Source organism: Thiomicrorhabdus sp. ZW0627 (assembly GCF_029767005.1).
GTDB lineage: Bacteria > Pseudomonadota > Gammaproteobacteria > Thiomicrospirales > Thiomicrospiraceae > Thiomicrorhabdus.
This window is the reverse complement of the sequence record NZ_JARUQR010000005.1, coordinates 91,668-117,821: the sequence shown is the minus strand read 5'-3', so window position 1 is coordinate 117,821 and position 26,154 is coordinate 91,668. Positions and strand designations below refer to the sequence as shown.

Annotated in this window: 27 protein-coding genes and 1 tRNA gene; 27 read left to right on the top strand and 1 reads right to left on the bottom strand. The window is 47.0% G+C overall.

The features are described from left to right. Positions 1-2: 2 nt before the first annotated feature. From QCB45_RS10180 to QCB45_RS10145, 8 genes are all read left to right on the top strand, one after another. Positions 3-626, top strand: coding sequence for a phosphoribosylanthranilate isomerase (locus QCB45_RS10180; protein WP_279420874.1), 624 nt, complete (start codon positions 3-5; stop codon positions 624-626). Beyond that, a complete protein-coding gene (trpB, locus tag QCB45_RS10175) occupies positions 623-1,828 on the top strand; it encodes a tryptophan synthase subunit beta (protein WP_279420873.1) in 1,206 nt (401 codons plus the stop codon). The genes QCB45_RS10180 and trpB overlap by 4 nt, the downstream gene beginning before the upstream one ends. A gap of 9 nt (positions 1,829-1,837) precedes the next feature. After that, complete coding sequence (gene trpA / locus QCB45_RS10170; RefSeq protein ID WP_279420872.1) at positions 1,838-2,668, top strand: tryptophan synthase subunit alpha; 831 nt, start codon at positions 1,838-1,840, stop codon at positions 2,666-2,668. Positions 2,669-2,675: 7 nt separating this feature from the next. Then, positions 2,676-3,530 (top strand): acetyl-CoA carboxylase, carboxyltransferase subunit beta, encoded by an 855-nt coding sequence (gene accD, locus QCB45_RS10165; RefSeq protein WP_279420870.1) that lies wholly within the window; start codon positions 2,676-2,678, stop codon positions 3,528-3,530. After that, positions 3,530-4,870 (top strand): bifunctional tetrahydrofolate synthase/dihydrofolate synthase, encoded by a 1,341-nt coding sequence (folC, locus tag QCB45_RS10160; RefSeq protein ID WP_279420869.1) that lies wholly within the window; start codon positions 3,530-3,532, stop codon positions 4,868-4,870. Before accD ends, folC begins: the two co-directional genes overlap by 1 nt. A gap of 2 nt (positions 4,871-4,872) precedes the next feature. Further along, positions 4,873-5,409, top strand: coding sequence for an SPOR domain-containing protein (locus QCB45_RS10155; protein ID WP_279420868.1), 537 nt, complete (start codon positions 4,873-4,875; stop codon positions 5,407-5,409). 78 nt (positions 5,410-5,487) lie between these two features. After that, positions 5,488-7,005: an amidophosphoribosyltransferase gene (gene purF, locus QCB45_RS10150; RefSeq protein ID WP_279420867.1), complete on the top strand. Its 1,518-nt coding sequence runs from the start codon at positions 5,488-5,490 to the stop codon at positions 7,003-7,005. Positions 7,006-7,033: 28 nt separating this feature from the next. Further along, positions 7,034-8,212 carry an O-succinylhomoserine sulfhydrylase gene (locus QCB45_RS10145; protein WP_279420866.1) on the top strand — a complete coding sequence of 393 codons (1,179 nt, stop codon included), beginning with the start codon at positions 7,034-7,036 and terminating at the stop codon, positions 8,210-8,212. Between the two features lie 41 nt (positions 8,213-8,253). Here the strand turns inward: QCB45_RS10145 and yhbY are convergent, their stop codons facing one another. Then, the gene (yhbY, locus tag QCB45_RS10140; protein ID WP_279420865.1) at positions 8,254-8,562 is read right to left on the bottom strand and encodes a ribosome assembly RNA-binding protein YhbY; all 309 of its coding nucleotides are present in this window, start codon (positions 8,560-8,562) and stop codon (positions 8,254-8,256) included. A gap of 64 nt (positions 8,563-8,626) precedes the next feature. On the opposite strand from yhbY, the gene rlmE reads away from it, so the two are divergent. The 19 genes from rlmE to nuoL all read left to right on the top strand — a co-directional run bounded on the left by rlmE (position 8,627) and on the right by nuoL (position 26,141). Further along, the gene (gene rlmE / locus QCB45_RS10135; RefSeq protein WP_279420863.1) at positions 8,627-9,244 is read left to right on the top strand and encodes a 23S rRNA (uridine(2552)-2'-O)-methyltransferase RlmE; all 618 of its coding nucleotides are present in this window, start codon (positions 8,627-8,629) and stop codon (positions 9,242-9,244) included. A gap of 101 nt (positions 9,245-9,345) precedes the next feature. Further along, entirely contained in the window at positions 9,346-11,313 is a 1,968-nt protein-coding gene (ftsH, locus tag QCB45_RS10130; protein WP_279420862.1) for an ATP-dependent zinc metalloprotease FtsH, read from the top strand. 63 nt (positions 11,314-11,376) lie between these two features. Next, a complete protein-coding gene (gene folP / locus QCB45_RS10125; RefSeq protein WP_279420861.1) occupies positions 11,377-12,216 on the top strand; it encodes a dihydropteroate synthase in 840 nt (279 codons plus the stop codon). A gap of 48 nt (positions 12,217-12,264) precedes the next feature. After that, the gene (gene glmM / locus QCB45_RS10120; RefSeq protein WP_279420860.1) at positions 12,265-13,593 is read left to right on the top strand and encodes a phosphoglucosamine mutase; all 1,329 of its coding nucleotides are present in this window, start codon (positions 12,265-12,267) and stop codon (positions 13,591-13,593) included. Positions 13,594-13,661: 68 nt separating this feature from the next. Continuing rightward, on the top strand, positions 13,662-14,417 hold the full coding sequence (gene tpiA, locus QCB45_RS10115; protein ID WP_279420859.1) for a triose-phosphate isomerase: 756 nt from the start codon (positions 13,662-13,664) through the stop codon (positions 14,415-14,417). Positions 14,418-14,419: 2 nt separating this feature from the next. Then, the gene (gene secG / locus QCB45_RS10110; protein ID WP_279420858.1) at positions 14,420-14,743 is read left to right on the top strand and encodes a preprotein translocase subunit SecG; all 324 of its coding nucleotides are present in this window, start codon (positions 14,420-14,422) and stop codon (positions 14,741-14,743) included. A gap of 17 nt (positions 14,744-14,760) precedes the next feature. Next, positions 14,761-14,845 (top strand) — tRNA-Leu (locus QCB45_RS10105). A 60-nt stretch (positions 14,846-14,905) separates the two neighbouring features. After that, positions 14,906-15,262, top strand: coding sequence for an NADH-quinone oxidoreductase subunit A (locus tag QCB45_RS10100; protein ID WP_279420857.1), 357 nt, complete (start codon positions 14,906-14,908; stop codon positions 15,260-15,262). Further along, complete coding sequence (locus QCB45_RS10095) at positions 15,253-15,729, top strand: NADH-quinone oxidoreductase subunit B (protein ID WP_178861732.1); 477 nt, start codon at positions 15,253-15,255, stop codon at positions 15,727-15,729. Before QCB45_RS10100 ends, QCB45_RS10095 begins: the two co-directional genes overlap by 10 nt. A 19-nt stretch (positions 15,730-15,748) precedes the next feature. Then, positions 15,749-16,426 carry an NADH-quinone oxidoreductase subunit C gene (locus QCB45_RS10090; RefSeq protein ID WP_279420856.1) on the top strand — a complete coding sequence of 226 codons (678 nt, stop codon included), beginning with the start codon at positions 15,749-15,751 and terminating at the stop codon, positions 16,424-16,426. 9 nt (positions 16,427-16,435) lie between these two features. Beyond that, positions 16,436-17,689 carry an NADH-quinone oxidoreductase subunit D gene (locus tag QCB45_RS10085; RefSeq protein ID WP_279420854.1) on the top strand — a complete coding sequence of 418 codons (1,254 nt, stop codon included), beginning with the start codon at positions 16,436-16,438 and terminating at the stop codon, positions 17,687-17,689. Beyond that, positions 17,686-18,186 (top strand): NADH-quinone oxidoreductase subunit NuoE, encoded by a 501-nt coding sequence (gene nuoE, locus QCB45_RS10080; RefSeq protein ID WP_279420853.1) that lies wholly within the window; start codon positions 17,686-17,688, stop codon positions 18,184-18,186. Before QCB45_RS10085 ends, nuoE begins: the two co-directional genes overlap by 4 nt. 5 nt (positions 18,187-18,191) lie before the next feature. Next, on the top strand, positions 18,192-19,472 hold the full coding sequence (gene nuoF / locus QCB45_RS10075) for an NADH-quinone oxidoreductase subunit NuoF (protein WP_279420852.1): 1,281 nt from the start codon (positions 18,192-18,194) through the stop codon (positions 19,470-19,472). A gap of 46 nt (positions 19,473-19,518) precedes the next feature. Further along, on the top strand, positions 19,519-21,630 hold the full coding sequence (nuoG, locus tag QCB45_RS10070; RefSeq protein WP_279420851.1) for an NADH-quinone oxidoreductase subunit NuoG: 2,112 nt from the start codon (positions 19,519-19,521) through the stop codon (positions 21,628-21,630). A 5-nt stretch (positions 21,631-21,635) separates the two neighbouring features. Continuing rightward, positions 21,636-22,697 (top strand): NADH-quinone oxidoreductase subunit NuoH, encoded by a 1,062-nt coding sequence (gene nuoH, locus QCB45_RS10065; protein WP_279420850.1) that lies wholly within the window; start codon positions 21,636-21,638, stop codon positions 22,695-22,697. Positions 22,698-22,709: 12 nt separating this feature from the next. Continuing rightward, complete coding sequence (gene nuoI, locus QCB45_RS10060; RefSeq protein WP_279420849.1) at positions 22,710-23,201, top strand: NADH-quinone oxidoreductase subunit NuoI; 492 nt, start codon at positions 22,710-22,712, stop codon at positions 23,199-23,201. Between the two features lie 16 nt (positions 23,202-23,217). Continuing rightward, positions 23,218-23,859: an NADH-quinone oxidoreductase subunit J gene (locus QCB45_RS10055; protein ID WP_279420848.1), complete on the top strand. Its 642-nt coding sequence runs from the start codon at positions 23,218-23,220 to the stop codon at positions 23,857-23,859. Next, the gene (nuoK, locus tag QCB45_RS10050) at positions 23,856-24,161 is read left to right on the top strand and encodes an NADH-quinone oxidoreductase subunit NuoK (protein WP_279420847.1); all 306 of its coding nucleotides are present in this window, start codon (positions 23,856-23,858) and stop codon (positions 24,159-24,161) included. The genes QCB45_RS10055 and nuoK overlap by 4 nt, the downstream gene beginning before the upstream one ends. 6 nt (positions 24,162-24,167) lie before the next feature. Beyond that, entirely contained in the window at positions 24,168-26,141 is a 1,974-nt protein-coding gene (gene nuoL, locus QCB45_RS10045) for an NADH-quinone oxidoreductase subunit L (RefSeq protein WP_279420846.1), read from the top strand. Positions 26,142-26,154: the final 13 nt, after the last annotated feature.

The window sequence follows — 26,154 nt, the reverse complement described above, 5'->3', positions numbered from 1 at the left end:
ATATGAGAACACGTGTTAAAATCTGCGGGATTACTTCGGTCGAGGACGGATTGATGGTGGCAAAGGCCGGTGCGGATTCGATTGGACTGGTTTTTTACGAGCCAAGTCCTCGTCACGTTGAAATCGAACAGGCCTGTTTAATCGCCAAAGCGATGCCGGCTTTTGTGACTAGAACGGCATTGTTTGTCGACCCGACAGTTGAGTATGTGCAAACGGTATTGGATCGCGTACAGATTGACCTTCTACAGTTCCACGGCGATGAAACCGCTGAGTTTTGCGAGCAGTTCGGTCGGCCATATATGAAAGCGGTGAGAATGCGAGAAGAAACTAACTTGCATGCACTGGCAGAACACTATGAATCGGCCTGCGGGCTTTTGTTGGACGCTTATAAGCCGGGTGTTCCCGGTGGAACGGGGGAGCGCTTCAATTGGGATATGGTGCCGGAATCGCTTTCCAAGCCGGTAGTCTTGGCGGGCGGATTGAACGCACAGAACGTCGCTCAAGCCATTAGCACGGTCAAGCCCTGGGCGGTCGACGTTAGCGGCGGAGTGGAAGCCAGCAAGGGAGTGAAATCCCCTGATTCGGTAAAATTATTTATGCAACAAGTAATGAGTACAGTTGAATGACAGTAGATTTTTCAAAGTTTCCTGATGAGCATGGCCATTTTGGACCTTACGGGGGAGTCTTCGCCCCTGAGACATTGATGGCGGCGCTTGAGCAGTTAACCGCAGAGTACCAGAGCCTTAAAAACGATCCGGTTTTCTTGGGAGAGTTGAGTGAAGATCTGAGGGATTATGTAGGTCGCCCAACTCCGCTTTACTATGCCGAGCGTTGGTCGGAAAGTCTGGGCGGTGCGAAAATCTACTTGAAGCGTGAAGACCTGAACCATACCGGTGCCCATAAGGTTAACAATACCATCGGTCAGGCTTTGCTTGCCAAGCGACTTGGTAAGAAGCGAATTATCGCCGAAACGGGAGCGGGCCAACACGGTGTTGCCAGTGCAACGGTCGCAGCACGTCTGGGCCTTGAGTGTGTGGTTTATATGGGGGCGGACGATGTAGTGCGTCAAGCGCCGAACGTTGCTCGCATGAAGATGCTGGGTGCGACGGTTGTAGCGGTTGAATCGGGTACCCGTACTTTGAAAGACGCATTGAACGAAGCGATGCGCGACTGGGTGACCAATGTCGACGATACTTTCTATATTATCGGTACGGCAGCGGGTCCACATCCTTATCCGGCCATGGTGCGTGATTTCCAGGCCGTAATCGGCCGCGAGGCACGCGAGCAGGTACTTGAGAAAGAAGGTAAATTACCGGATGCACTGATTGCCTGTGTGGGTGGTGGTTCCAATGCAATCGGTCTTTTCCATGAGTTTTTACCGGATGAAGACGTTGCAATCTACGGTGTGGAAGCAGCCGGCCACGGTTTGGAGACGGGAGAGCATGCTGCACCTTTATGTGCAGGGACACCAGGCGTACTACACGGTAACCGTACTTATTTGATGCAGGACAAGAACGGTCAGATCATCGGTACCCATTCGATTTCTGCGGGTCTGGATTATCCAGGGGTGGGGCCTGAGCACGCATGGTTGAAAGATATCGGTCGTGCCAATTATGTGGCTATCAACGATGAGGAAGCCTTGCAAGGGTTTAGAGATTTGACCAAATACGAAGGGATTATTCCTGCTTTGGAGTCGAGTCATGCCATTGCTTATGCAACCAAGTTGGCGCCGACAATGAATAAGGATCAAGTGATTATCGTAAACCTTTCCGGTCGTGGTGATAAGGATATGAACACCATTGCACAGATCGAAGGATTCGAATTTTAGGAAAAGATGATGAGTAGAATTCAAAAGACACTTGATGCTTTGAAGGCACAAGGTAAAACCGCTTTAGTCCCTTATATTACAGCCGGAGATCCGAATCCGAATGCCACCGTCGCTTTGATGCACCTGATGGTTTCCAAAGGGGCGGATATGTTGGAATTAGGTGTTCCATTCTCCGATCCGATGGCGGATGGCCCGGTTATTCAGAAGGCGGTGGAGCGTGCATTGAGCCATAACGTCAGCTTGGATGATGTGTTGGAATATGTGCGTGTTTTCCGTGAAAAAGACGATAAAACACCAATTATTTTGATGGGTTATTTGAATCCGATTGAAGCGGAAGGCTATGAAGCTTTTGCTGCCGCTGCAAGTTCTGTGGGTGTGGATGCGGTGTTGACGGTGGATATGCCACCGGAAGAAAGTGCCGGCTATCTTCAAGCCTTGGATAAGGAAGGGTTGGATCGTGTGTTCCTGGTTTCTCCAACAACACCGGAGTCTCGTCTGGCGGCGGTGAATGAGAAAGGCAGTGGGTTTGCTTACTATGTTTCCCTGAAAGGGGTGACTGGTTCTAAAGAATTGGATATTGCCGATGTAACGGCACAAATCAATCGTCTGCGTGGTCAGCTGTCGCTTCCAATCGGTATCGGCTTCGGTATCCGTGATGGCGAAACGGCTTATAGAATGGCGCAATTGGGTGACGCGGTTATCGTTGGTTCGGCGCTTGTGAGCTTGATTGAAGCCAACGCCCATCACGATTTATATGATATTGAAATTGCCATTGGTAAAAAGATGACAGAATTCCGCACTGCGATCGATCGCGCAGATGCACTTAAAGGTCAGGAGTAATAAAAAAATGAACTGGTTTGAAAAAATCCTTCCTAGCATTAAGCAAGTCACTGAACGCAAGAGCTCTGTCCCAGAAGGGCTTTGGACCAAATGTCCTAAATGTGAGAGCACTTTATACCGTTCCGAGGTGAAGCGTAATCAGGAAGTCTGCCCTAAGTGTGATCATCATATGCGTTTGACAGGTCGCGAGCGTTTGCACGTGTTTTTCGATGAAGGGTCGGCGAAAGAGATTTCTGCGGATATCTCTCCGGTTGACCGTTTGAAATTCCGTGACCTGAAAAAATATAAGGATCGTATTGCTCAGTCACAGAAGGCGACGGGCGAGAAGGATGCTTTGATTACCGAAGTGGGAACCATTAATGGTTTGGAAGTGGTGGGTGCCGCTTTCGAATTTAAGTTCATGGGTGGTTCTATGGGATCGGTTGTCGGAGAGAAATTTGTACGTGCCGTGAATGAGGCGATTGAGCGTGAATGTCCGTTGATCTGCTTCTCTGCAAGTGGTGGGGCGCGTATGCAGGAAGCTTTGTTTTCATTGATGCAGATGGCGAAAACCAGTGCGGCCTTAGGTCGTTTGCGAGCCAAAGGTTTGCCTTATATTTCGGTATTGACGGATCCGACGATGGGGGGTGTTTCTGCCAGTTTCGCTATGTTGGGTGACTTGAACGTCGCCGAGCCAAAAGCATTGATTGGGTTTGCGGGGCCAAGAGTTATCGAGCAGACCGTACGAGAAAAGTTACCGGAAGGTTTCCAGCGTAGTGAGTTCTTGCTTGAACACGGTGCCATCGACCGCATTATTCATCGCCACGAATTGAGAAACGAGTTATCCAGCGTTTGTAAGATGCTGATGAATAAACCTGCTTAATGTCTTTTAGTGTCGCACAATCCGAATCGATGAATTCGTTCTCTCAAGGCTCGCCAGGTCGTGATTCAAGTCTGAACACTTGGATCGACTGGCTTCTGGCGTTGCATGCCCAGGAAGTCGATTTGGGATTGGAGCGCGTCTCTCTGATAGCCAAGCGCTTGGGGATTGATAAGCCTGCTCCATTTGTCATAAGTGTGGCGGGTACCAACGGCAAGGGATCAAGTGTTGCCATGCTGTCGGCCATTCTCGATGCTCAAGGGTATCGCGTTGGTACCTATACGTCGCCTCATATCTTACGATTCAATGAACGTATCCAGTTGAATGGTCAAATGGTCGAAGACCAGCAGATCGTGGATGCATTCACCCTTATCGAAGAGGCTCGTGCCGAAGTCAAATTAACCTATTTCGAATTCTCGACCTTGGCTGCTCTGTTGATTTTCAAGAACAGCAGAGTTGATGTGGCCGTTTTGGAAGTGGGGCTTGGTGGGCGTCTGGATGCGGTGAATCTGGTGGACGCCGATGCCGCATTGATTACAGCGATCGATGTGGATCACGTGGATTGGCTAGGGGATGACCGTTCTGTGATCGCCACCGAGAAAGCAGGAATCATGCGTTCGCAGCGTCCTGCTGTCTGTTCGGATCCTCAACCTCCTCAGAGTCTGTATGATTATGCACAAACCAATCGTATCCCGTTGATAGGGTTGGGGCGTGATTATAATTTTTCACAAACCGGGCAGGCCTGGTCGGTTTCCGGTTTAAATGGGCAGGCCTGTTCGGATTTACCGGTTCCGGCTTTGAAAGGGCAATTTCAGATTCAGAATGCGTCGGGTGTGGTGGTGTTACTATCCATGATTCGAAATGAGCTTCCCGTCGAGTGTGAATCGATTCAAAAAGGACTGTCTCAAGTGCGGCATCCCGGTCGGTTGCAGACTTTTGATGTCGACGGGCAGAACTGGTTGGTTGATGTCGCTCACAATCCCCAATCTTCTCAGGCATTAGCCGACTATCTTTCTGGCTTGGAAAATAAATCTAAATTCACAGCGTTGTTTTCGGTATTGAACGATAAGGACAGTTTGCCGATGGTGAAGATTCTTTCACCTTGGGTGGAACGTTGGGTGATTACGGATTTGGCGATACCTAGATCGACATCGCTGACCGATTTGCATGAGTTGTTGTTGAAGGCGGGTGTGGCAGAAGACTCGATTATGCAGATGGAAACGATGGACGACGCGGTTGAACTGGCTTGTGAGCAATATGGGCCGGTTCTTGTTTGGGGATCTTTCTTCACTGTATCCCAAGCGTTTCAAGCATTGGAAACGACAAAACGTATAACAGGTTAGAAATGGCAATGGATGAGGTAAGCAAGTATCGATTGATCGGAGCTGCTATTTGGCTGGCTCTATTGGTGATTATCGTGCCTGGTTGGTACAGTAATCCGGTCAATTTTCAGCCGGGTGGAAAAGAAATCGCTAAAACGGAGGTTTCCGGTCCGATTGTGGAGAGGGCCTATACGCTCCCCACTACTTCACAGCAGGTAAATCCGATCAAGGAGTCTTCATCGGGAGGTACGTCCGAAGTTTCTTCAAACCCGTTAGCTTCTCAAGTGTCCGAAAATAATTCCGAAAGCGAACAGCATAAGCAAGAACCGAATCACGAAGAATGGCTGGTAAAAGTGGCTGCATACAAAAAATTGAGTAATGCCAATCACACTCTTAAGAAGCTTGATACGCAATATAAAGCATGGATCAAGGAGTTTCCGGCTAGTCATACATTTTCGGTGAGAGTGGGGCCTTATGCCGATAAATCGGAAGCCGAGCGCGATAAGCAAAAAATAGATAAAGCATTGCGTACCCAATCGCAAATAGTCAGGGTAAAATAGCAGGATATTAACTGCGTTTTTACTTTTAAGAGTTTTGTTCACTTAAACGTTTAATTTGATTAGAAAGAGAGTAACCCTATGTGTGGTATTGTTGGGATAGTTTCTGTTGGTAACACCGCCGTTTGCCAGGAGATTTATGACGCCTTAACCATTTTGCAGCATCGTGGCCAAGATGCAGCTGGTATTGTGACCTGTGAAAACGGTCGTTTTTTCCAGCGTAAGGATAATGGAATGGTCAAGGATGTGTTTCGTACCCGCCATATGCGTGATTTACACGGAAAAATGGGGATCGGTCACGTACGCTACCCAACAGCGGGTTCTTCTTCAAGTGCTGAGGCGCAGCCATTTTATGTGAACTCTCCTTACGGGATCGCGATGGGGCACAACGGTAATCTGACGAATGCGGAACAGTTAAGCCAGGAAATCTACCGTCAGGATTTGCGTCACCTGAATACCAATTCGGACTCTGAGGTACTGTTAAATGTTTTTGCTCATGAATTGATGCAACAGAAAAAATTGTTCATTGATCATGAAGATGTATTTAATGCAATTCGTAACGTCCATAAGCGAGCAAAAGGCGGATATGCAGCTGTTGGTTTGATTTCTAATATTGGGGTATTCGCGTTCCGTGATCCTTTCGCGTTGCGTCCGGTTGTGGTCGGTAAGCGTGAAACCGATGCGGGGACGGACTATGTTGTTGCATCGGAATCCGTTGCGTTAGACGGCTTAGGCTTTGATTTGATGAGGGATCTGGCTCCGGGTGAAGCGGTGGTTATTACGGAAGACGGACAGATTTTCTTTCAGCAGTGTGCTGAAAACCCTCAATACTCGCCATGCATTTTCGAATTTGTGTACTTCGCCCGTCCGGATTCGATGATCGACGACATTTCCGTTTACAAGTCACGTTTGCGTATGGGTGAGAAATTGGCGGAAAAGATTTTGCGTGAATGGCCTGATCACGATATTGATGTGGTGATGCCGATTCCGGATACGAGCCGTACATCCGCGCTTGAACTGGCTGCGAAATTGGGCAAGCCTTACCGTGAGGGATTTATCAAGAATCGTTATATCGGCCGTACCTTCATTATGCCGGGACAGCAGTTGCGTAAGAAGTCGGTACGTCACAAGTTGAACCCGATCGATTTGGAATTTGAAGGTAAAAATGTGTTGCTGGTGGATGACTCGATCGTCCGTGGAACGACTTCCGGCCAAATTGTTGAAATGGCACGTGAAGCTGGTGCGAAAAAAGTTTATTTCGCTTCCGCTGCGCCGGCGGTGCGTTTCCCATACGTTTACGGTATCGATATGCCGTCGGCCTCGGAATTGGTTGCTAACAACCGTACCACTGAGGAAATCGCCGAATTCATCGGTGCGGATAAATTGATTTATCAGGATCTGGATGATTTGATTGAAGCTGTTGGCGTTGGTAATGAGCAGATCAAGCTGTTCGATACGTCCTGCTTCAGTGGTAAGTACGTCACCGGTGATATTACCCCTGAGTATTTGGCTTCGATAGATAGCGCACGTAATGACAGTGCACAAGCTGCCACACGCGCAACCGGACAGGAACCGGTGGGAATCTATAACGGAACCTAAGGTTCTGCAGGCAATTAGAGAATTGAAGATGCAAGAATTTGATATTGAAACACTGGCGGTACGCGCCGGCTATGATCAGACTCCAGAGCAGGAAAACAGCGAAGCCATCTTTCCGACTTCGAGTTTCCGTTATGAGTCAGCCGCACAGGCCGCCGCCCGCTTCAGCGGTGAAGAGAAAGGGAATATCTATTCCCGTTTCACCAACCCGACCGTACGTGCTTTCGAGCGCCGTCTGGCGTTGATGGAAGGTGGTGAGTCTTGTGTTGGAACCGCTTCCGGAATGTCGGCGATCCTGTCGACGTTCATGGGGTTGTGCGAGGCTGGGGATCATGTGATTTCATCTCAAAGTGTATTCGGTACCACTAAGGTTCTGTTCAATAAATATCTGGCAAAGTTCGGTCTGGAGGTCACGTTTGTGTCTCAGACGGACGTGTCCGAATGGAAAGCGGCGATCAAACCGAACACCAAGGCGTTCTTTTTGGAAACGCCATCTAATCCATTGACGGAAATTGCCGATTTGGCCGAAATTTCTGCACTCGCAAAAGCAAATGACTGTTTGTTGATTGTGGACAACTGTTTCTGTACGCCGATTTTGCAGCGTCCTTTGGAGCAGGGCGCGGATATTGTTATCCATTCCGCCACCAAGTTCTTGGACGGGCAGGGGCGTGGTATCGGTGGCGCAGTAGTCGGTTCGGCGGAGCTGATTGAGGAGCCGGTGCGTGGTTTTATGCGGACAGCCGGACCTTCAATGAGTCCTTTTAACGCCTGGATTTTCCTGAAGGGATTGGAAACTTTGCCGGTTCGCATGGCGGCACATTGCAAAAATGCTGCACAATTGGCGGAATGGTTGTCCGAGCATCCTGCGGTCGAGAAAGTATTTTATCCCGGTTTGGAATCTCATCCTCAGTATGAGCTGGCGCTTAAGCAGCAAGATGCCGGCGGTGGGCTGGTGAGTTTTCGAATCAAGGGTGATCAGAAAGATGCTTGGTCAGTGATTGATGCGACACAAATGCTATCGATTACTGCGAATCTGGGGGATGTTAAGACCAGTATCACTCATCCAGCGACCACGACACATTGTCGAGTGAGCCCTGAAGACCGTTTAAAGGCGGGGATTACTGATAATTTAGTGCGGGTATCGGTCGGATTGGAGTCGATTGAAGATATTAAGAAAGATCTTGCAAAAGGGTTGGATGCCTTAATTTAATCGAAAGCGATTAAATTAAGGTTTGTATCGGATAGATTGGTTTATTTTTTCGGCAGCGGTAATTGTGTTTCTTCGTTTTGACGGTAGATCACGCAAATTTTACCAATGCTTTGAACCAATAAAGCGCCGGTTTCCTTTAGGATATAGTCCACAATCTCCTTGCGGTCGTCTCGGTCACCAGCTGCGATCTTGACTTTCAGGATTTCGTGATGGCTGAGAGTGCTTTCCAATTCCGCCATAACGCTTTCCGTCACGCCGTTCGCGCCAATGATGACCATTGGGTTCAGACCGTGCGCGATGCCGCGAAGGTATTTTTTCTGGTTGATCGATAGTTTTTCGGGTTGGCTCATTGAAAATTCCAGTGTTCGTTATTATTTAAAAGTTAATTCATATATTGTAGTAGAAATTTGATAGATGGCGAGAAGTAAATCGAGTTCGGGTTGGTTAAAAGAGCACTTTGATGATCACTATGTGATGAAAGCCAAGCAGGAAGGGTGGCGTTCACGTGCAGTATACAAGTTGCAAGAGATCGATGAGAAAGACCATCTGTTTAAACAGGGTATGTGTGTTGTTGATTTGGGGGCCGCCCCAGGGGGTTGGTCTCAATGGACAACCCATAAGGTGGGTCAAGGCGGTGAGGTTTTCGCGTTGGACATCCTTCCGGTGGAGCCTTTTGCCGGAGTGACTTTTATTCAAGGCGACTTTCAGGAAGATGAAGTATATCAGTCGCTGTTGGATGCTTTGGCCGGACGAGAAGTGGATGTGGTTATGTCCGATATGGCGCCGAATATGAGCGGGAACAAAGCCATGGATATTCCACGTGCGATGTATTTGGTCGAGCTTTGCGTTGAATTGGCCGACCAGGTGTTGAAGCCCGGCGGAGATTTACTGATGAAGGTTTTTCAGGGAGAGGGATACGATCAGTTAATCAAGACGCTTAGGGATAAGTATCAGAAAGTAATCACTAGAAAGCCTAAAGCTTCAAGGCCGAGAAGTAAGGAAATTTATCTGTTGGCCAGAGGTAAAAAGTAATTAACTTGATTAATAACTTCAATCAATCATAAGTTAAGCTTATGAAGTTTTGTGTTAAAGTATTCGGATTCGTAAAGTTTGATGAGTCCCAAAGGTAGACCATGAAAAATGATATGTTAAAAAATGTATTGATTTGGACAATCGTCGCGATGATTATGATGACGGTCTTCAACCATTTTAAAGATCAGTCGCAGACCAGTTCGAGTCGATTGGATTACTCTGATTTTATCGAGCAGGTTCACCAGGGACAGATAAGCAAGGTTTTTATTGAAGGGGCTAGCATCCGTGGTGTTTACATGAATGGGGACAGTTTCTCCACCTATAATCCAGGTGACCCTGGCTTGATGGGGGACTTGCTGGATAATCACGTTAAGATCACTGCAAAGCCGCCGGAAGAGCAAAGCGTTCTGATGCAGATTTTCATCTCGTGGTTCCCTATGTTGCTGTTGATTGCAGTATGGATTTTCTTCATGCGTTCCGTTGGCGGTGGAATGGGCGGCAAAGGCGGTCCGATGTCTTTCGGTAAGAGTAAGGCGCGTATGCTGACAAGTGACCAGGTTAAGGTGACTTTGGATGATGTGGCTGGTGCCGACGAGGCTAAGCAGGAAGTTGGGGAAATTGTTGACTTCCTAAGAGATCCGACTAAATACCAGAATTTGGGCGGGAATATCCCTCGCGGTGTCTTGATGGTCGGTCCTCCGGGTACAGGTAAGACGCTATTGGCGAAGGCTATTGCTGGTGAAGCGAAGGTACCGTTTTTTACGATTTCAGGTTCGGATTTTGTGGAAATGTTTGTCGGTGTGGGTGCTTCGCGTGTTCGTGACATGTTCGAACAGGCGAAAGCGCATGCCCCGTGTATTATTTTTATCGATGAGATTGATGCGGTCGGCCGTAGTCGTGGTGCCGGTATGGGCGGTGGTAATGATGAGCGTGAGCAGACATTGAACCAGATGCTTGTAGAGATGGATGGTTTTGAAGGCAATGAGGGGATTATCGTCATTGCGGCGACGAACCGTGCGGATGTATTGGATCCTGCATTGTTGCGTCCGGGTCGATTTGATCGTCAGGTTACTGTTGGGTTGCCGGACATTCGCGGGCGTGAACAGATTCTTAAAGTGCATATGCGTAAGGTTCCTTTGGCGGATGACGTTAATGCAGCGGTAATTGCACGTGGTACACCAGGGTTTTCAGGGGCGGATTTAGCCAACTTGGTGAACGAAGCTGCTTTATTTGCAGCCCGTAATAACGACAAGTTGGTTAGTCAGGCGCATTTCGAAAAAGCTAAAGATAAGATTTTAATGGGTGTTGAGCGCAAGAGCATGGTCATGAGTGAGAAAGAGCGTCGCATGACGGCATACCATGAAGCTGGGCACGCCATTGTTGGATATTTAGTACCTGAACATGATCCGGTTTATAAAGTGAGTATCATGCCGCGTGGACGTGCATTGGGTGTCACTATGTATTTGCCGGAAGAGGATAGTTACAGTTACAGTAAACGTAAACTGGAAAGTCAGCTATCAAGCCTCTATGGCGGACGTATTGCTGAAGAGCAAATTTACGGACCGGATGCGGTCACAACTGGTGCCAGTAACGATATCGAGCGTGCAACGATGCTTGCCCGCAATATGGTGACCAAGTGGGGTCTGTCCGATAAGCTGGGTCCTTTGATGTATGAAGAGGATGATAACGGCAGTTTCATGGGATCTTCCCGTAATGCCAACGTTTCTGGAGAGATTTCCAAAGAGATTGATTTGGAGATTCGTGCGATCATCGATCGCAACTACCAGCGTGCCGAGCAGATCTTGAAAGATAATGCGGATAAATTGGAAGTTATGACGGAAGCTTTGATGCATTATGAGACCATAGATTCCCAGCAGATTAAGAATATCATGGAAGGTAAACCGGTTGGCGAACCTAAGGGTTGGAGTTCTAGTGATGATGAGTCCGGAGACGCTCCTTCTGGAGAGCAGGCTGCAAAATCAGAAGAAGGTCATGATTCAGATGTGATTTCCGACGACATGAGCGGTGACTCTAAAGTGCCTGATAATGGAGAGCCTAAACTGCACTAAGTGCAGTCAGGCTTGATATAAAACCCCTTTAATGGGGTTTTTTTATGCCAGAAGGAAGAATGCATGAATAAATTGAAACATTTGCTTGATTCCCGTCGTTCGGATCATCGTTCCTTGCCATTGGTTATGGGTATTTTAAATGTCACGCCGGACTCATTTTCAGATGGGGGCCGGTTTTCGACCGAGGATGCCGTCAAAGAGCAGGTTGAGAAAATGGTGAAGGCCGGAGTGGATATTGTTGATATCGGAGGTGAGTCCACGCGTCCTGGGGCTTCGTTTGTATCGGTCAGTGAGGAGTTGGATCGTGTGATGCCGGCAATTGAGTTGGTTAGGAATTGCAGTGATGCGGCGATTTCGATCGATACCTATAAGACGGAAGTGATGGTTGAGGCGATCGGTAAGAGGGTCGACTTGATAAATGATGTAAATGCGCTCCAGGCTGAAGGCGCGGTTGAATTGGTTGCCGGGTCTGGTATTCCAGTTTGTTTGATGCATAAACAGGGGGATCCGCAAACCATGCAGGCGGCACCGGTTTATGAAAATGTGGTCGATGAGGTTCTGTCTTTTTTACAGACAAGGATTGACGTTTGCGAGTCGGCGGGGATTGCACGAGAAAATATTTTGTTGGATCCCGGGTTTGGATTTGGGAAGACTTTAAAGCATAATACCGATCTGTTTCGGGCTCTGGAGTGTTTTACGGAATTGCCTTATGGCATTCTGGTTGGCGTTTCCCGCAAAACCATGATTGGTACTTTGATGGGGGATGTTCCGGTTGGTGAGCGAATGATCGGTAGCGTGGCAGCCGCATTGGTTGCTGCAAGAAAGGGTGCTGCGATTGTGCGTGTTCATGATGTTGAAGAGACGGTTCAGGCTTTAAAAGTCTCTCAGCAGTTGTGGGATTAGTGGCCAAGGATGGTTTTGACCGGCAAGGGAAGGTAAGAGGGTTTACATATGCAGAAGAGATATTTTGGTACTGACGGTATTCGTAATCGTGTCGGGCAAGGGATGATCCGGCCGGATCAAATCCTGAAGCTTGGATGGGCGACAGGTAAAGTGCTGAAGGCTCACGGTGAATCCAAAGTTATGATTGGAAAAGATACGCGTATATCGGGCTATATGTTTGAGTCGGCACTGGAGGCGGGGTTTATTTCGGCAGGTGTGGATGTAATGTTGCTCGGGCCAATGCCGACACCGGCCATCGCCTATTTGACCCAGACGTTCCATGCTGATGCTGGTATTGTTATTAGCGCTTCACATAATCCGCATCATGATAATGGAATCAAGTTCTTCTCTTCAAAAGGCAAGAAGATTTCCGACGAAGTTGAAATGGAGATTGAGAAGGCTTTTGAGCAGGAAATGGATGTTGTGCCTTCTGAAATGCTGGGTAAAGCCAGACGGATCGAAGACGCTGCCGGGCGTTATATCGAATTTTGCAAGAGTACCTATCATGGTAAGCGCAAGCTGGATGGACTCAAGATTGTATTGGATTGTGCTAACGGCGCTACTTACCATATTGCACCGAATGTATTTACGGAGTTGGGGGCAGAAGTAAGCGTAATTGGCGATAAGCCGGACGGAATCAATATCAACCAAGGTTGTGGTGCGACCTCTATGGGTGCACTCAGTAAGGCTGTTGTGGAGTATGGGGCCGACTTGGGGATCGCTTTTGATGGTGATGGGGATCGTGTAATGATGGTTGATCACCTGGGTGAAGTGGTCGATGGGGACGAGATTCTTTATATCCTAGCTATGGGGCGCAAGACGGAAATTGCAGGTGTTGTCGGTACTGTGATGAGTAATCTGGGTTTGGAAAACGCTTTAAAACAGCAAGGGATTGAGTTGAAGCGGGCAGCAGTGGGTGATCGCTATGTGATGGAGCAATTAACTGAGAATGGTTGGCTTCTAGGTGCCGAACCTTCCGGTCATGTTTTGTGCCTGGATAAAATTGGTACAGGGGACGGAATTGTAGCGGCTCTCCAGGTAATGTCCGTGTTGGTGAATACGGAATCAAAGCTTAATCAGATTAAGCGAGGGATGAGTAAATACCCTAATATCCTGAAGAACGTTCGGGTTGAGAATGTGTCTGGTTTGCAATCGAACCAAGTTATTCAGGAAAAGGTAGTAAAAGTTCAAGAAAAATTGGGTTCTGAAGGGCGTGTGTTGATACGTGCTTCGGGTACCGAACCTTTGATTAGAGTTATGGTTGAAGGGAAGGATGCCAGTCTTGTTGAAGACTGCGCAAATCAGCTTACAGAGGCGGTTAAATCAGAATTTTCATAAAATTGCAATATTGTAATTTGTAAAAGAAACCGCTAATATTGTTGAAATTTTGTGTTGGAGAATAGCAGATGAGAAAGCCATTTGTTGCAGGTAACTGGAAAATGCATGGTTCGAAAGCATCAATCCTGACTTTGGTGTCGGATTTGAATGCAAAAATTGAAGAAGTTGGCGATGTGGATGTCGCTATCTGTCCACCTGCTATTTACATAGACTACGTAAATCGTGCGTTAGTGGCAAATAAAATTTCTGTTGGTGCTCAAAATGTTGCGGAAGAGCCAGTTCAAGGTGCGTTCACTGGTGAGCAGTCTGTAGCGATGATTAAAGATTTTGGTTGTGGTTATGTGATCCTTGGGCATTCCGAGCGTCGTGCTATTTATGGTGAAACCAATGCTCAAGTGGCTAATAAAGTAGCTGTTGCATTAAAAGCGGGCGTTACTCCTATTTTGTGTGTCGGGGAAACGCTGGAAGAACGTGAATCCGGTGTCATGGAGAACGTGATTGCTGAACAGTTGGACGCAGTTTTGGAAGTGGTCGGTATTGATGCATTTGTTGATGTCGTAATCGCCTATGAGCCAGTTTGGGCAATTGGTACCGGTAGAACTGCATCACCAGGACAAGCACAAGAAGTACACGCTTTTATTCGTAACAAGTTGGCCGGTATGAATGCCGATGTTGCGGCTAAAGTAGTTATTCAATACGGTGGAAGTGTTAAACCGGACAATGCAGCAGAATTATTTGGTCAGCCAGATATTGATGGTGGGTTGATTGGTGGCGCATCTCTAAATGCAGACGATTTCATTGCGATTTGTAAGGCAGCAGGCTAATCATGTTTCAAATTATTTTAGGTATTCATATTCTTATCGCGTTGGTGTTGGTCGCACTAGTGTTGTTGCAACAAGGTAAAGGGGCAGATGCGGGCGCCAACTTCGGTGGAGGCGGTTCTTCTACATCGGTATTCGGTAGCGGCGGTTCTGCCACATTCTTGTCCAGAACAACTGCGATTGTTGCGACTTTGTTCTTTATTACCAGTTTGACGCTGGCCTATCTTGGTGGGCAGCAGTCAAAAGGTTATCAGAGCGTCACGAAAACTCAGGTAGAGCAGCCTACTGAAAAGGCGGCTGATACGGAAGCTCCGGTAGTACCGAATTAAGAAACAAAATTAATCACGCCGATGTGGTGAAATTGGTAGACACGCCATCTTGAGGGGGTGGTAGCGCAAGCTGTGCCGGTTCGAGTCCGGCCATCGGCACCAATTAACGAGTTCCTGCAATGTTGCAGGAGCCTTTAACATGCTAGAAGAGGTCTAAAGCCAATGCTAGAAAGTTATCTTCCTGTCCTTGTCTTTGTCACGTTAGGAGTGCTCTTTGGAGCTGGGCCTATTTTGCTTGGATATTTGCTGGGTCCTCAGAAACCGGATGCGGAGAAAAACTCTCCTTATGAGTGTGGTTTCGAAGCGTTTGAGGATGCACGTATGAAATTTGACGTGCGTTTCTATCTAGTCGCAATTCTTTTCATTATTTTCGATTTGGAGATAGCTTTCCTGTTTCCGTGGGCGATTGTGCTTGACGAAGTTGGAACATTTGGATTGCTGGCGATGGGAGTGTTCTTGTCGCTGCTAGTCGTCGGGTTCATCTATGAGTGGAAAAAAGGTGCACTAGAATGGGAATAGAAGGTGTTTTGAAAGAAGGGGTAGTTACCACTTCAGCAGATAAATTAATTAACTGGGCACGAACTGGTTCATTATGGCCAATGACTTTCGGTTTGGCTTGCTGTGCGGTTGAAATGATGCACGCGGGTGCTTCCCGTTATGATTTAGACCGTTTCGGGATCATTTTCAGACCAAGTCCTCGTCAATCGGATGTCATGGTTGTTGCTGGAACGCTGGTTAATAAAATGGCACCTGCTCTTCGTAAGGTTTACGACCAGATGGCTGAACCTCGTTGGGTTATCTCAATGGGTTCCTGCGCAAATGGTGGCGGTTACTATCATTATTCCTATTCTGTAGTTCGCGGGTGTGACCGCATCGTTCCTGTCGACGTCTATGTACCAGGCTGTCCTCCTACCGCTGAGGCACTCTTGTACGGCATCATTCAGTTGCAAAACAAGATCAAACGCACCAACACCATTGCTAGATAATCACAGTAAGAAGTCAGTTATGAAACAGTCTGTATTAGATTTACAAAATAAAGTTAATGATGTCTTAGGCGATAAGGTTGTCGACTCGAAAGTTGCGTTGAACGAATTGACGATCGAGTTGAATCCGACAACAGCCGTCAAAGCATTTACATCCCTAAGAGATGATTTGGGATTTGACCAGTTAATGGACCTGTGTGGTGTGGATTATCTTGATTTCGGTCAGGCTAACTGGGAAACGATGCGCGCGGCAAACACTGGTTTTAGCCGTGGTGTATTTGATTTCGCCGAAGAAGAGAACGGTAATGAAGAGTTGGAAATGGAACGCCGTTTTGCGGTTGTTTATCATCTTCTTTCCGTTGAACACAATGCTCGTATCCGCGTGAAGGTGTTCCCTGAATCAACCCAGATGCCGTTGGTGGATTCTGTTATCGATGTCTGGAGTTGTGCCAACTGGTTTGAACGTGAAGCGTTCGACCTATTTGGAATTTTGTTTAATGGACACCCAGACCTAAGAAGAATCCTGACCGATTACGGTTTTGTCGGACATCCTCTTAGAAAAGATTTCCCTCTTACTGGACACGTTGAAATGCGTTACGACGCAGAACAGGGACGTGTTATTTATGAACCGGTTTCAATTGAAAACCGAGTGAATGTGCCTCGCGTCATTCGTGAAGATGCATCAGCAGAGGTTAAGTAGGAGATTATTATGCCTGAAATTCGTAACTATACTCTTAACTTCGGTCCTCAGCACCCGTCTGCACACGGGGTATTGCGTCTTGTACTGGAATTGGACGGTGAGACCATCGTAAGAGCGGATCCGCATATCGGACTGCTTCACCGCGGTACAGAAAAGCTAGCCGAATATAAGCCTTACAACCAGTCTATCGGTTACATGGATCGTTTGGATTATGTCTCCATGATGGCGAACGAACACGCATACGTCATGGCGATCGAAAAGATGCTTGGTGTTGAAGTGCCGGAACGTGCCCAGTACATCCGAGTTATGTTTGACGAAATCACTCGTATCCTGAACCACTTGATGTGGTTAGGTGCGCACGCGCTTGATATCGGTGCCATGACTGTTTTCCTATACGCTTTCCGTGAGCGTGAAGATCTCATGGACTGTTATGAAGCGGTATCCGGTGCCCGTATGCACGCTACTTACTATCGTCCGGGTGGGGTTTATCGTGATTTGCCTGAAACGATGGCTAAGTATTCTGAGTCTAAATGGCATTCCGGTAAGAAACTGGACAAATTGAACGAAACTCGCGAAGGTTCATTGTTGGACTTCATCGAAGCGTTTACCGAGCGTTTCCCGGGTTATGTTGATGAATATGAAACCCTATTGACCGATAACCGTATCTGGAAGCAGCGTACTGTCGATATCGGTATCGTATCCCCGGAACGTGCATTACAACTTGGTTTTAGTGGACCGATGTTACGTGGTTCCGGTATTGAATGGGATTTGCGTAAGAAGCAACCGTATGAAGTATACGACCGTTTAGACTTTGATATCCCGGTTGGTAAAACTGGTGATACTTACGATCGTTACTTGGTGCGTGTCGCTGAAATGCGCGAATCGAACAAGATTATTAAGCAGTGTGTTAAGTGGTTGAAAGAGAATCCGGGCCCGGTTATCTCTGATAACCACAAAGTGACGCCGCCTTCACGAGAAGACGCTAAATCGAACATGGAAGCGTTGATTCACCACTTTAAATTATTCACAGAAGGGTACACCATCCCGACAAGTGAAGTTTATTCCGCTGTTGAACACCCAAAAGGTGAATTCGGAATTTACATGGTATCGGACGGAGCCAATAAGCCTTACCGCATGAAAGTCAGAGCGCCTGGATTTGCGCACTTGGCCTCTCTAGAAGAGATGACCAAAGGTCACATGATTGCGGATGTGGTTTCGATTATTGGGACACAAGATATTGTATTTGGAGAAGTTGACCGATGAGTTCAACCGAAAATAACAGCAAAATGATTACAGGGGACGTAAAGTCCCGCATCGATCGTTGGATTTCGCATTATCCAGCTGACCAAAGACAGTCGGCGGTTATGCCGGCTTTGCGTATTGTGCAGGAAGTAAACGGCGGTCATCTTACAACTGAATTGATGGATGAAATCGCTGATTACCTAGGAATGCCGCCAATTGCGGTCTATGAAGTAGCGACTTTTTACGGTAACTACGAACATCAGCCAGTCGGTGAATTCAAGTTCTGCGTCTGTAACAGCATCTCATGCATGTTGCGCGGTAAGGACGATATCATCGCCTATCTTGAAAAACGTCTAGGCATCAAAGTGGGTGAAGTTACGCCGGATGGCAAGTTCTCGATCAAGAAGGTTGAGTGTCTTGGTGCCTGTGGTGGTGCGCCTATGATGCAGCTTGGTAAGGAATATCATGAAAACCTTACCGAAGAATATCTAGATAAATTGATTACCGAGCTGGAGTAAACGATATGATGCCTCAAAATGAATGCTGTTACCGTTTAAACCACTTAGACCGTTCATGGGACATTGATGTTTACATGGCGAACGGTGGTTACGAGATTTGGAAAAAAGTCCTGGCCGGTGAGTTGGATCCGCAAGAGATCATTGAAGAAGTTAAAACTTCGGGTATCCGCGGACGCGGTGGTGCCGGTTTCCCGACCGGTTTGAAGTGGAGCTTCATGAACCGTATGGCACCAGGTGACAAGTACATCCTCTGTAATTCCGATGAAGGTGAGCCGGGTACTTTTAAAGACCGTGACATTATGCGTTATAACCCTCATCAGTTGATTGAGGGAATGATGATTGCCGGTTATGTTATTGGTGCGACAGCCGGTTACAACTACATCCGTGGTGAGTTCTGGGAACCGTACAAACGTTTTGATAATGCGGTCAACCAAGCTCGTGAAGCAGGCCTGCTAGGAAAGAATATCCTTGGCTCTGGCTTTGATTTCGATCTATACACACATTTAGGAGCGGGTGCTTATATTTGTGGTGAAGAGACTGCTTTGATCGAATCGATCGAAGGTAAGAAAGGTCAGCCACGCTTCAAGCCGCCTTTCCCAGCTAGCTACGGTTTATACGGTAAGCCTACGACTATCAACAACACAGAAACTTTGGCATCGATTCCAATGATCCTTGCAAAGGGCGGACAGTGGTTTGCCGATCTTGGTGTTGAAAACGCGGGTGGAACTAAATTGTATGCGGTCTCCGGGCATGTAGAAAAGCCAGGTAACTTTGAAATCCGCATGGGGACGCCGTTTAAAGATCTATTGGAAGCGGCTGGCGGAATCTGGAAAGGACGTCAGTTGAAGTGTGTTATCCCTGGTGGTGCTTCAACGGCAATTCTTCCTGCCGAGAAAGCGATGGCAATGAATATGGATTATGATTCGATCGCCAAAGCTGGGTCATTCCTGGGTGCCGGATCGGTGATTATCATGGATGATCAGACCGACATCGTTAAGGTCATCGAAAACCTGAGTCACTTTTATTGGGACGAATCCTGCGGTCAATGTACGCCTTGTCGTGAAGGTACCGGTTGGTTATACCGCGTGGTTAAGCGTATTCGCGAAGGAAAGGGCCGCCCTGAGGATATCGAAAGTTTGAAGAATGTATCCGGTAAGATCATGGGGAATGTTATCTGTGGTCTTGGAGACGCGGCTACGATTGCTTTGACGAGTGCGCTTGAGCACTACGAGCACGAATTCAGACATTACATTGAGCACGGTTGTAGCATCTACGATCGTCAATAATCGAATCCTTAGATTACTAAGCTAAGTTTAATTAGGTTAAAGAATTATGGTAAAAGTAGAAATTAACGGACAAGTTGTCGAAGCGCGTGAAGGGGACATGCTGATTGATGTCGCCGATAAAGCGCAGATCTCAATTCCCCGTTTTTGTTACCACAAAAAGCTATCGATCGCTGCCAACTGCCGTATGTGTCTGGTTGAAGTAGAAGGTGCATGGAAGCCGCTTCCAGCCTGTGCTACGCCAGTTACCGACGGTATGAAGGTCCACACAAAATCGGCCAAAGCGATTGCGGCACAAAAATCGGTGATGGAGTTTCTACTGATTAACCACCCGCTGGATTGTCCTATTTGTGACCAGGGTGGTGAGTGTGAATTGCAAGATGTGGCCATGGATTATGGTGATGATGTTTCCCGTTATACCGAAGCGAAACGTATCGTCGGTGACCGCGAAGCCGGTTCATTGATCCAAACGGATATGACTCGTTGTATCCACTGTACCCGTTGTGTTCGTTTCGGGCAGGAAGTGGCCGGTATGATGGAATTGGGTGCAACCGGGCGTAGTGAGTGGATGGAAATCGGTACTTATATCGAAAAATCAATCACTTCCGAAATGTCTGGGAATATGATCGACCTTTGTCCTGTAGGCGCTCTGACATCCAAGCCGTTCCGTTATTCTGCGCGTGCATGGGAATTGAAAGCTCACAACGGTATCGCTCCTCATGACAGCATGGGATCGAATATCATCCTTCACTCTAAAGACGGTGAAATCAAACGTGTTGTTCCTCGCGAAAACGAAGCTATCAACGAAGTATGGCTATCGGATAGGGACCGTTTCGCTTATGAAGGGATCAATGCTGAAGATAGATTGACCCAGCCACAAATAAAAAAGAACGGCAAATGGCTTTCTGTTGATTGGGAAACAGCTTTGGAATTTGCTGTAGAAGGTCTGAAAGAGAGATTGTCCGATGCATCCAAAGTTGGTGTGCTTGCATCTCCAAGTTCAACAGTTGAAGAGTTGCATTTGTTACAGAAACTGGCGCGCGGTTTAGCGATTGAGAACATCGATCACCGTTTAAGCCAAACCGACTTCTCTTTGGATGCGAACGGTTTCCATACACCGTCACTGGTTCCTTCAATCGAAGAGGTTGAAGAATTGCAGACCGTATTGTTGGTAGGTTCTTACCTAAGAAAAGAGCTGCCTATCCTAAACCACCGTATTCGTAAAGCGGTGCTGGCCGGTGCGAAAGCACATGTCATTAACCCACTTACGTTGGATTTCAATTACCCTTTGGCCAGCGAAATCATCGCAGATCAAAACAATCTGGTCGAACAGCTTGCCGGAGTCGCTAAAGCGGCTTTGGAAATGGCAAATGAAAGTGAACAGGCCTGGTTGGATTCAGTTGAAGTTACGAATACACATCGAGAGATCGTTGAATCATTAAAGGCCGCTGAAAAAGCAGCAGTCATGTTAGGTCAAATCTCTCAGAACCATTCTAACTACGCCCAGCTGCAGAAGTTGGCGGCCATCATCGCCGAAGCGACCGGTGCGAGTTTGAACATTCTTCCGATTGCCGCTAACGAAGTAGGTGCTCATCTTGTGAATGTACTGCCTCAGAACGGTATGAACGTTTCGCAAATGTTGAACGCTAACTTGGATTGTTTTATCAACTTCGGAGTTGAGCCTGAACTAGATTGTATTGAATCTGATCAGGCGTTGAAGGCGATGAAACAAGCCGGTTTTGTAGTCAATATGACTGCATTTGATAGCGAAGCTATGCGTGAATATGCGGATGTGTTGCTACCATTGGCGACGTTTGCGGAAACAGCGGGAACTTACGTGAACGCCAATGGCTTAAAACAGTCTTTCAAGATGGCTGTCGAGCCTAAAGGTGACTCAAAAGCAGGTTGGAAAGTCCTACGTGTACTTGGTAACCTGTTCGACCTAGAAGGTTTCGAACAGACACATTCAAATCAAGTTTTGACAGAAGTAATGGATAACCAAGCGACGAACATCGATTTCGGTAAGGTTGAAATGACCTTGGATAACGCGTCTGAAACTTTCAGTGTGCTTTCGCCGTATGTGATCGACAGTATTGTCAGACGTTCTCCGTCTTTGCAGGCGACTCCCGATGCCAACGCTCAACTAACGAAAAGAGGATAATCTAGATGTTTGATGCGATCCAAGCCTTTTTATCTACCTTCTTATTCGATTGGTTGGCTATTGTTATTACCTTGGTTATTCAAGCATTGGTCGTTATTCTGCCAATTATGATCACGGTTATGCTGTTGACATACGCTGAGCGTAAAGTTATCGGTTACATGCAGGTTCGTATGGGACCTAACCGTGTCGGCCCGGGTGGTTGGTTCCAGCCGATTGCGGATGCGATCAAGCTGATGACAAAAGAGGTGATTTTCCCTCGTCAGTCTAATAAGTTCCTATTCATTGTTGCACCGGTGTTGTCTATCGCACCAGCGGTTGCAGTATGGGCGGTTATACCGTTCTCACCGGAAGTGGTGGTCTCCGATATCAACGCCGGTATTTTGTATATCCTTGCGGTATCGTCGATTTTAGTTTACGGAACCATTATTGCAGGTTGGGCTTCCAACTCTAAGTACGCATTCTTGGGTGCTTTGCGTGGTTCTGCACAGAAGATTTCTTACGAAATCGCAATGGGCTTCGCGTTGGTAACCGTATTGATGATTGCCGGAAGTATGAACTTGTCTGAAATCGTAGCAGGTCAGCAAGGTGGTATCTTGAACTGGTATCTATTGCCGTTGTTGCCAATGTTCGTTGTTTACTTCCTTTCCGGTTTGGCTGAAACCAACCGTACGCCGTTTGATATCGTCGAAGGGGAAGCTGAAATCGTTGCTGGTTTCCACGTTGAATATTCGGGTATGACGTTCGGTGTCTTCATGTTGGCCGAATACGCCATGATGATCCTGATCTCATTCATGACCGCAATTATGTTCCTAGGTGGTTGGTTATCGCCGTTTGAAGGCATTCCAGTTCTGGAAACTCTGTTTGCATGGGTACCTGCCTTCGGTTGGTTGGCCTTTAAGGTAAGTTTCTTATTGTTTGTTTTCCTATGGCTTCGTGCCACTTTCCCAAGATACCGTTATGACCAGTTAATGCGTCTAGGGTGGAAAGTGTTAATTCCTGTGACTATCGTTTGGGTATTCGTTGTTGGTGCAATGCAGTACTTCAAATTCGGTCCTTGGTTTAATTAATTAGAGGTAAAAATGGTTAAATTCATCAGACATCAAGTTAAGACCTTTGGGTTGACAGAACTCTTCAAAGGCCTTGCGTTAACCGGAAAATACCTTTTTAAGAAGAAAATTACGGTTCGTTATCCGGAAGAGAAGACTCCGCTTTCTCCTCGTTTTAGAGGGCATCACGCATTACGCCGTTATGAAAACGGTGAAGAGCGTTGTATCGCCTGTAAGTTGTGTGAAGCGGTTTGTCCTGCCAATGCGATTACCATCGAGTCGGAAGAACGAGAAGACGGTTCGCGTAGAACGACCCAATACGATATTGATATGTTTAAGTGTATTTACTGTGGTTTCTGTGAAGAGGCCTGTCCAGTTGATGCAATCGTCGAAACACGTGTTTTTGAATATGAATTCCAGGAGCGCGGCCCTCATATCATGACCAAAGACAAGTTGTTGGCCTTTGGTGACAAGCATGAACAACAGATTGCTGCGGACCGCGCTGCAGACGCTAAATATCGTTAATTAAAGAGAATTCAACATGACATTTGAGCAATTTATTTTTTATGTACTTGCTGCGATGGCCGTCGTCTCTGGTTTTATGGTGATTACGGTTAGAAACCCGGTTAAAGCCGCTTTATGGTTGGTATTGGCGTTTATTTCAACGGCTGGCGTGTGGATCATGGCTCAGGCCGAATTCCTAGGTCTGGTATTGATTTTGGTTTATGTCGGTGCCGTTATGGTTCTCTTCCTATTCGTGGTCATGATGCTGGACATCAACCTGGCTAAGCTTAAGGAAGGTTTCACGCGTTACTTGTCATTAGGGGCCATTGCTGCAATCGCTACTTTCGGCATGATGTACATGGTTCTTGGACCAGCACACTTTGGTTTGGAAGTAACTGGTGCACCGGTTGTTCACGGGCCTGATTACAGCAACACAGCTGCAATCGCCGTTCCTCTTTACACTACGCACGCTTACGCGTTTGTATTGGCGGCCGTCCTACTTCTAGTGGGGATCGTTGCCGCCATCGCATTGACGATACGTCGTCGTGCGCCTAAAGAAGTGCTTTATCAAAACATTGATAAGCAGGTTAAAACACAAGCTTCAGACCGTCTGAGAATGGTGAAGATGGAAGCGGTGGTCGAGAAGGATCTGCCGGAAAAAGAGGAGGAGAGCAAGTGATTGCTTTATCGGATTACCTAATTTTTAGCGCCATTCTTTTCACGATGAGTATGGCCGGGATTTTCCTGAATCGTAAGAACATCATTATTCTTTTGATGTCGATCGAGTTGCTGTTGTTGGCGGTTAATACAAACCTTGTCGCGTTTTCGTCTTACTTGAACGATGTAACTGGACAGATTTTTGTATTCTTTATCCTTACGGTTGCTGCGGCGGAAGCAGCGATCGGTTTGGCCATTATTGTTCTGGTGTTCCGTAACCGTAAGAGCATCAATGTTGATGATCTTGGATCACTGAAGGGGTAGTTGTAGATGTTACACTTTATTCTTACCGTTATTTTATTGTCGCCGTTATTCGGCTCAATGATTGCCGGTTTATTCGGTCGACAGGTCGGGCGCAAAGGGGCGCATACTGCAACGATTATCGGTGTGGCGATTTCAACTGTTCTTTCTTTCTATGTCTTTATGCTGTTCGTATTGGAAGGTAGTGAACCTTACAACGCCAGCTTGTATACCTGGATGGTGACGGACGGTGTCCGTTTCGAGATCGGTTATATGATCGACGAACTGTCTGCAACTATGATGTTGGTGGTGACTTTCGTTTCCTTGATGGTTCATATCTATACCATTGGTTATATGGATCACGACGAAGATTATGATCACCACAACCCTTATTACCAACGCTTCTTCAGTTACATCTCGCTGTTCACATTCTCGATGCTTTCATTGGTTATGGCGAATAACTTCCTGCAACTGTTTTTCGGTTGGGAAGCGGTAGGTCTTGTTTCTTACCTATTGATCGGTTTCTACATGAAGCGTGAATCCGCGATTCAAGCTAACTTGAAAGCATTCTTGGTTAACCGTGTCGGTGACTTCGGTTTCATCCTGGGTATTGCAATGGTATTCGTCTATTTCAATACCATGGATTATCAAGAGTTTTTTGCTCAGCTGACATCCCAGCGCGATGTGATGATCGAAATCGTTCCAGGTGTCGAATGGTCTATGATCACTTTGATGCTGATCTTGTTGTTTGTCGGTGCCATGGGTAAATCGGCTCAGATGCCGCTTCACGTCTGGCTTCCTGAGTCGATGGAAGGTCCTACTCCGATTTCTGCATTGATCCACGCTGCGACAATGGTAACTGCGGGTATCTTCATGGTAGCTCGTTTGTCTCCTGCATTTGAATTGTCTGAAACGGCATTGAGTGTTGTATTGATCGTGGGTGCCTTGACTGCATTCATGATGGGACTGTTGGGCTTGATCCAGAATGACATCAAGCGCGTAGTTGCTTATTCGACACTATCTCAGTTGGGTTATATGACTGCGGCGTTGGGTGCTTCGGCTTACGCGGCAGGCATGTTCCATGTATTGACCCATGCGTTCTTCAAGGCTTTGTTGTTTCTTGCGGCCGGTTCTGTCATCATCGCGATGCACCACAAGCAGGATATCCGCGACATGGGTGGTCTTAAGAAATACATGCCGATCACCTATATTGCAATGTTGATCGGTTCTTTGGCCTTGATCGGTTTCCCTGGTTTCTCAGGATTCTTCTCAAAAGACAGCATCCTGCTGGCGTTGGGAGAGAGTGACCGTTACGGCGCGATGTTCGCATACGTGTTATTGATGGCCGGTGTATTTGTAACCGCTTTCTATAGCTTCCGCATGTTCTTTATTGTGTTCCATGGTGAAGAGAGTGAATACGTCCGTACTCATGAGCTGAAAGAGTCTCCATGGGTTGTGACACTACCTCTAATCTTGTTGTCGATTCCTGCGGTGTTGATGGGTCTGCCTATGATTGAACCGATGTTGAACGGTACATATTTCGGTGACTCGGTCTTTGTTATGGCTGAAAACGACACCATGATGGCGGTTTACAACAATTACTTCCACGGTGTGCTGAACATGATCCTGCATTCATTCATCACTCTGCCTGTCATTTTGGCTTTGTCCGGTGTGTTGTTGGCGTGGGTCCTATATGTTAAACGTCCTGATATTCCAGGGAAGTTGAAGTCGATGTGTCCACGCGGTTACTACGTGTTGGATAACGCCTACGGATTCGATCGTTTGAATGAAATCGTATTTGTTAACGGAACTCGTAAGCTTGGTGAGTTCTTCACCAAGTCGGTGGATATCAAGCTGATCGATAGCGGTGTTGTAATGAATACCTGCTACGCGATTCTGAATTCCGCCAAGAGTTTACGTGAAACACAAACGGGGTATATGTACCACTATGCGTTTGTGATGATTTTCGGCCTGCTAGCGATGCTGGTATGGGTACTTTGGTAATTTAGAAGAAGAA

Excerpts from the sequence above, each read along its gene's own strand:
- QCB45_RS10180 (WP_279420874.1), top strand. The coding sequence starts at position 3 with ATGAGAACACGTGTTAAAATCTGCGGGATTACTTCGGTCGAGGACGGA.
- trpB (WP_279420873.1), top strand. The coding sequence starts at position 623 with ATGACAGTAGATTTTTCAAAGTTTCCTGATGAGCATGGCCATTTTGGA.
- trpA (WP_279420872.1), top strand. The coding sequence starts at position 1,838 with ATGAGTAGAATTCAAAAGACACTTGATGCTTTGAAGGCACAAGGTAAA.
- accD (WP_279420870.1), top strand. The coding sequence starts at position 2,676 with ATGAACTGGTTTGAAAAAATCCTTCCTAGCATTAAGCAAGTCACTGAA.
- folC (WP_279420869.1), top strand. The coding sequence starts at position 3,530 with ATGTCTTTTAGTGTCGCACAATCCGAATCGATGAATTCGTTCTCTCAA.
- QCB45_RS10155 (WP_279420868.1), top strand. The coding sequence starts at position 4,873 with ATGGCAATGGATGAGGTAAGCAAGTATCGATTGATCGGAGCTGCTATT.
- purF (WP_279420867.1), top strand. The coding sequence starts at position 5,488 with ATGTGTGGTATTGTTGGGATAGTTTCTGTTGGTAACACCGCCGTTTGC.
- QCB45_RS10145 (WP_279420866.1), top strand. The coding sequence starts at position 7,034 with ATGCAAGAATTTGATATTGAAACACTGGCGGTACGCGCCGGCTATGAT.
- yhbY (WP_279420865.1), bottom strand. The coding sequence starts at position 8,562 with ATGAGCCAACCCGAAAAACTATCGATCAACCAGAAAAAATACCTTCGC.
- rlmE (WP_279420863.1), top strand. The coding sequence starts at position 8,627 with ATGGCGAGAAGTAAATCGAGTTCGGGTTGGTTAAAAGAGCACTTTGAT.
- ftsH (WP_279420862.1), top strand. The coding sequence starts at position 9,346 with ATGAAAAATGATATGTTAAAAAATGTATTGATTTGGACAATCGTCGCG.
- folP (WP_279420861.1), top strand. The coding sequence starts at position 11,377 with ATGAATAAATTGAAACATTTGCTTGATTCCCGTCGTTCGGATCATCGT.
- glmM (WP_279420860.1), top strand. The coding sequence starts at position 12,265 with ATGCAGAAGAGATATTTTGGTACTGACGGTATTCGTAATCGTGTCGGG.
- tpiA (WP_279420859.1), top strand. The coding sequence starts at position 13,662 with ATGAGAAAGCCATTTGTTGCAGGTAACTGGAAAATGCATGGTTCGAAA.
- secG (WP_279420858.1), top strand. The coding sequence starts at position 14,420 with ATGTTTCAAATTATTTTAGGTATTCATATTCTTATCGCGTTGGTGTTG.
- QCB45_RS10100 (WP_279420857.1), top strand. The coding sequence starts at position 14,906 with ATGCTAGAAAGTTATCTTCCTGTCCTTGTCTTTGTCACGTTAGGAGTG.
- QCB45_RS10095 (WP_178861732.1), top strand. The coding sequence starts at position 15,253 with ATGGGAATAGAAGGTGTTTTGAAAGAAGGGGTAGTTACCACTTCAGCA.
- QCB45_RS10090 (WP_279420856.1), top strand. The coding sequence starts at position 15,749 with ATGAAACAGTCTGTATTAGATTTACAAAATAAAGTTAATGATGTCTTA.
- QCB45_RS10085 (WP_279420854.1), top strand. The coding sequence starts at position 16,436 with ATGCCTGAAATTCGTAACTATACTCTTAACTTCGGTCCTCAGCACCCG.
- nuoE (WP_279420853.1), top strand. The coding sequence starts at position 17,686 with ATGAGTTCAACCGAAAATAACAGCAAAATGATTACAGGGGACGTAAAG.
- nuoF (WP_279420852.1), top strand. The coding sequence starts at position 18,192 with ATGATGCCTCAAAATGAATGCTGTTACCGTTTAAACCACTTAGACCGT.
- nuoG (WP_279420851.1), top strand. The coding sequence starts at position 19,519 with ATGGTAAAAGTAGAAATTAACGGACAAGTTGTCGAAGCGCGTGAAGGG.
- nuoH (WP_279420850.1), top strand. The coding sequence starts at position 21,636 with ATGTTTGATGCGATCCAAGCCTTTTTATCTACCTTCTTATTCGATTGG.
- nuoI (WP_279420849.1), top strand. The coding sequence starts at position 22,710 with ATGGTTAAATTCATCAGACATCAAGTTAAGACCTTTGGGTTGACAGAA.
- QCB45_RS10055 (WP_279420848.1), top strand. The coding sequence starts at position 23,218 with ATGACATTTGAGCAATTTATTTTTTATGTACTTGCTGCGATGGCCGTC.
- nuoL (WP_279420846.1), top strand. The coding sequence starts at position 24,168 with ATGTTACACTTTATTCTTACCGTTATTTTATTGTCGCCGTTATTCGGC.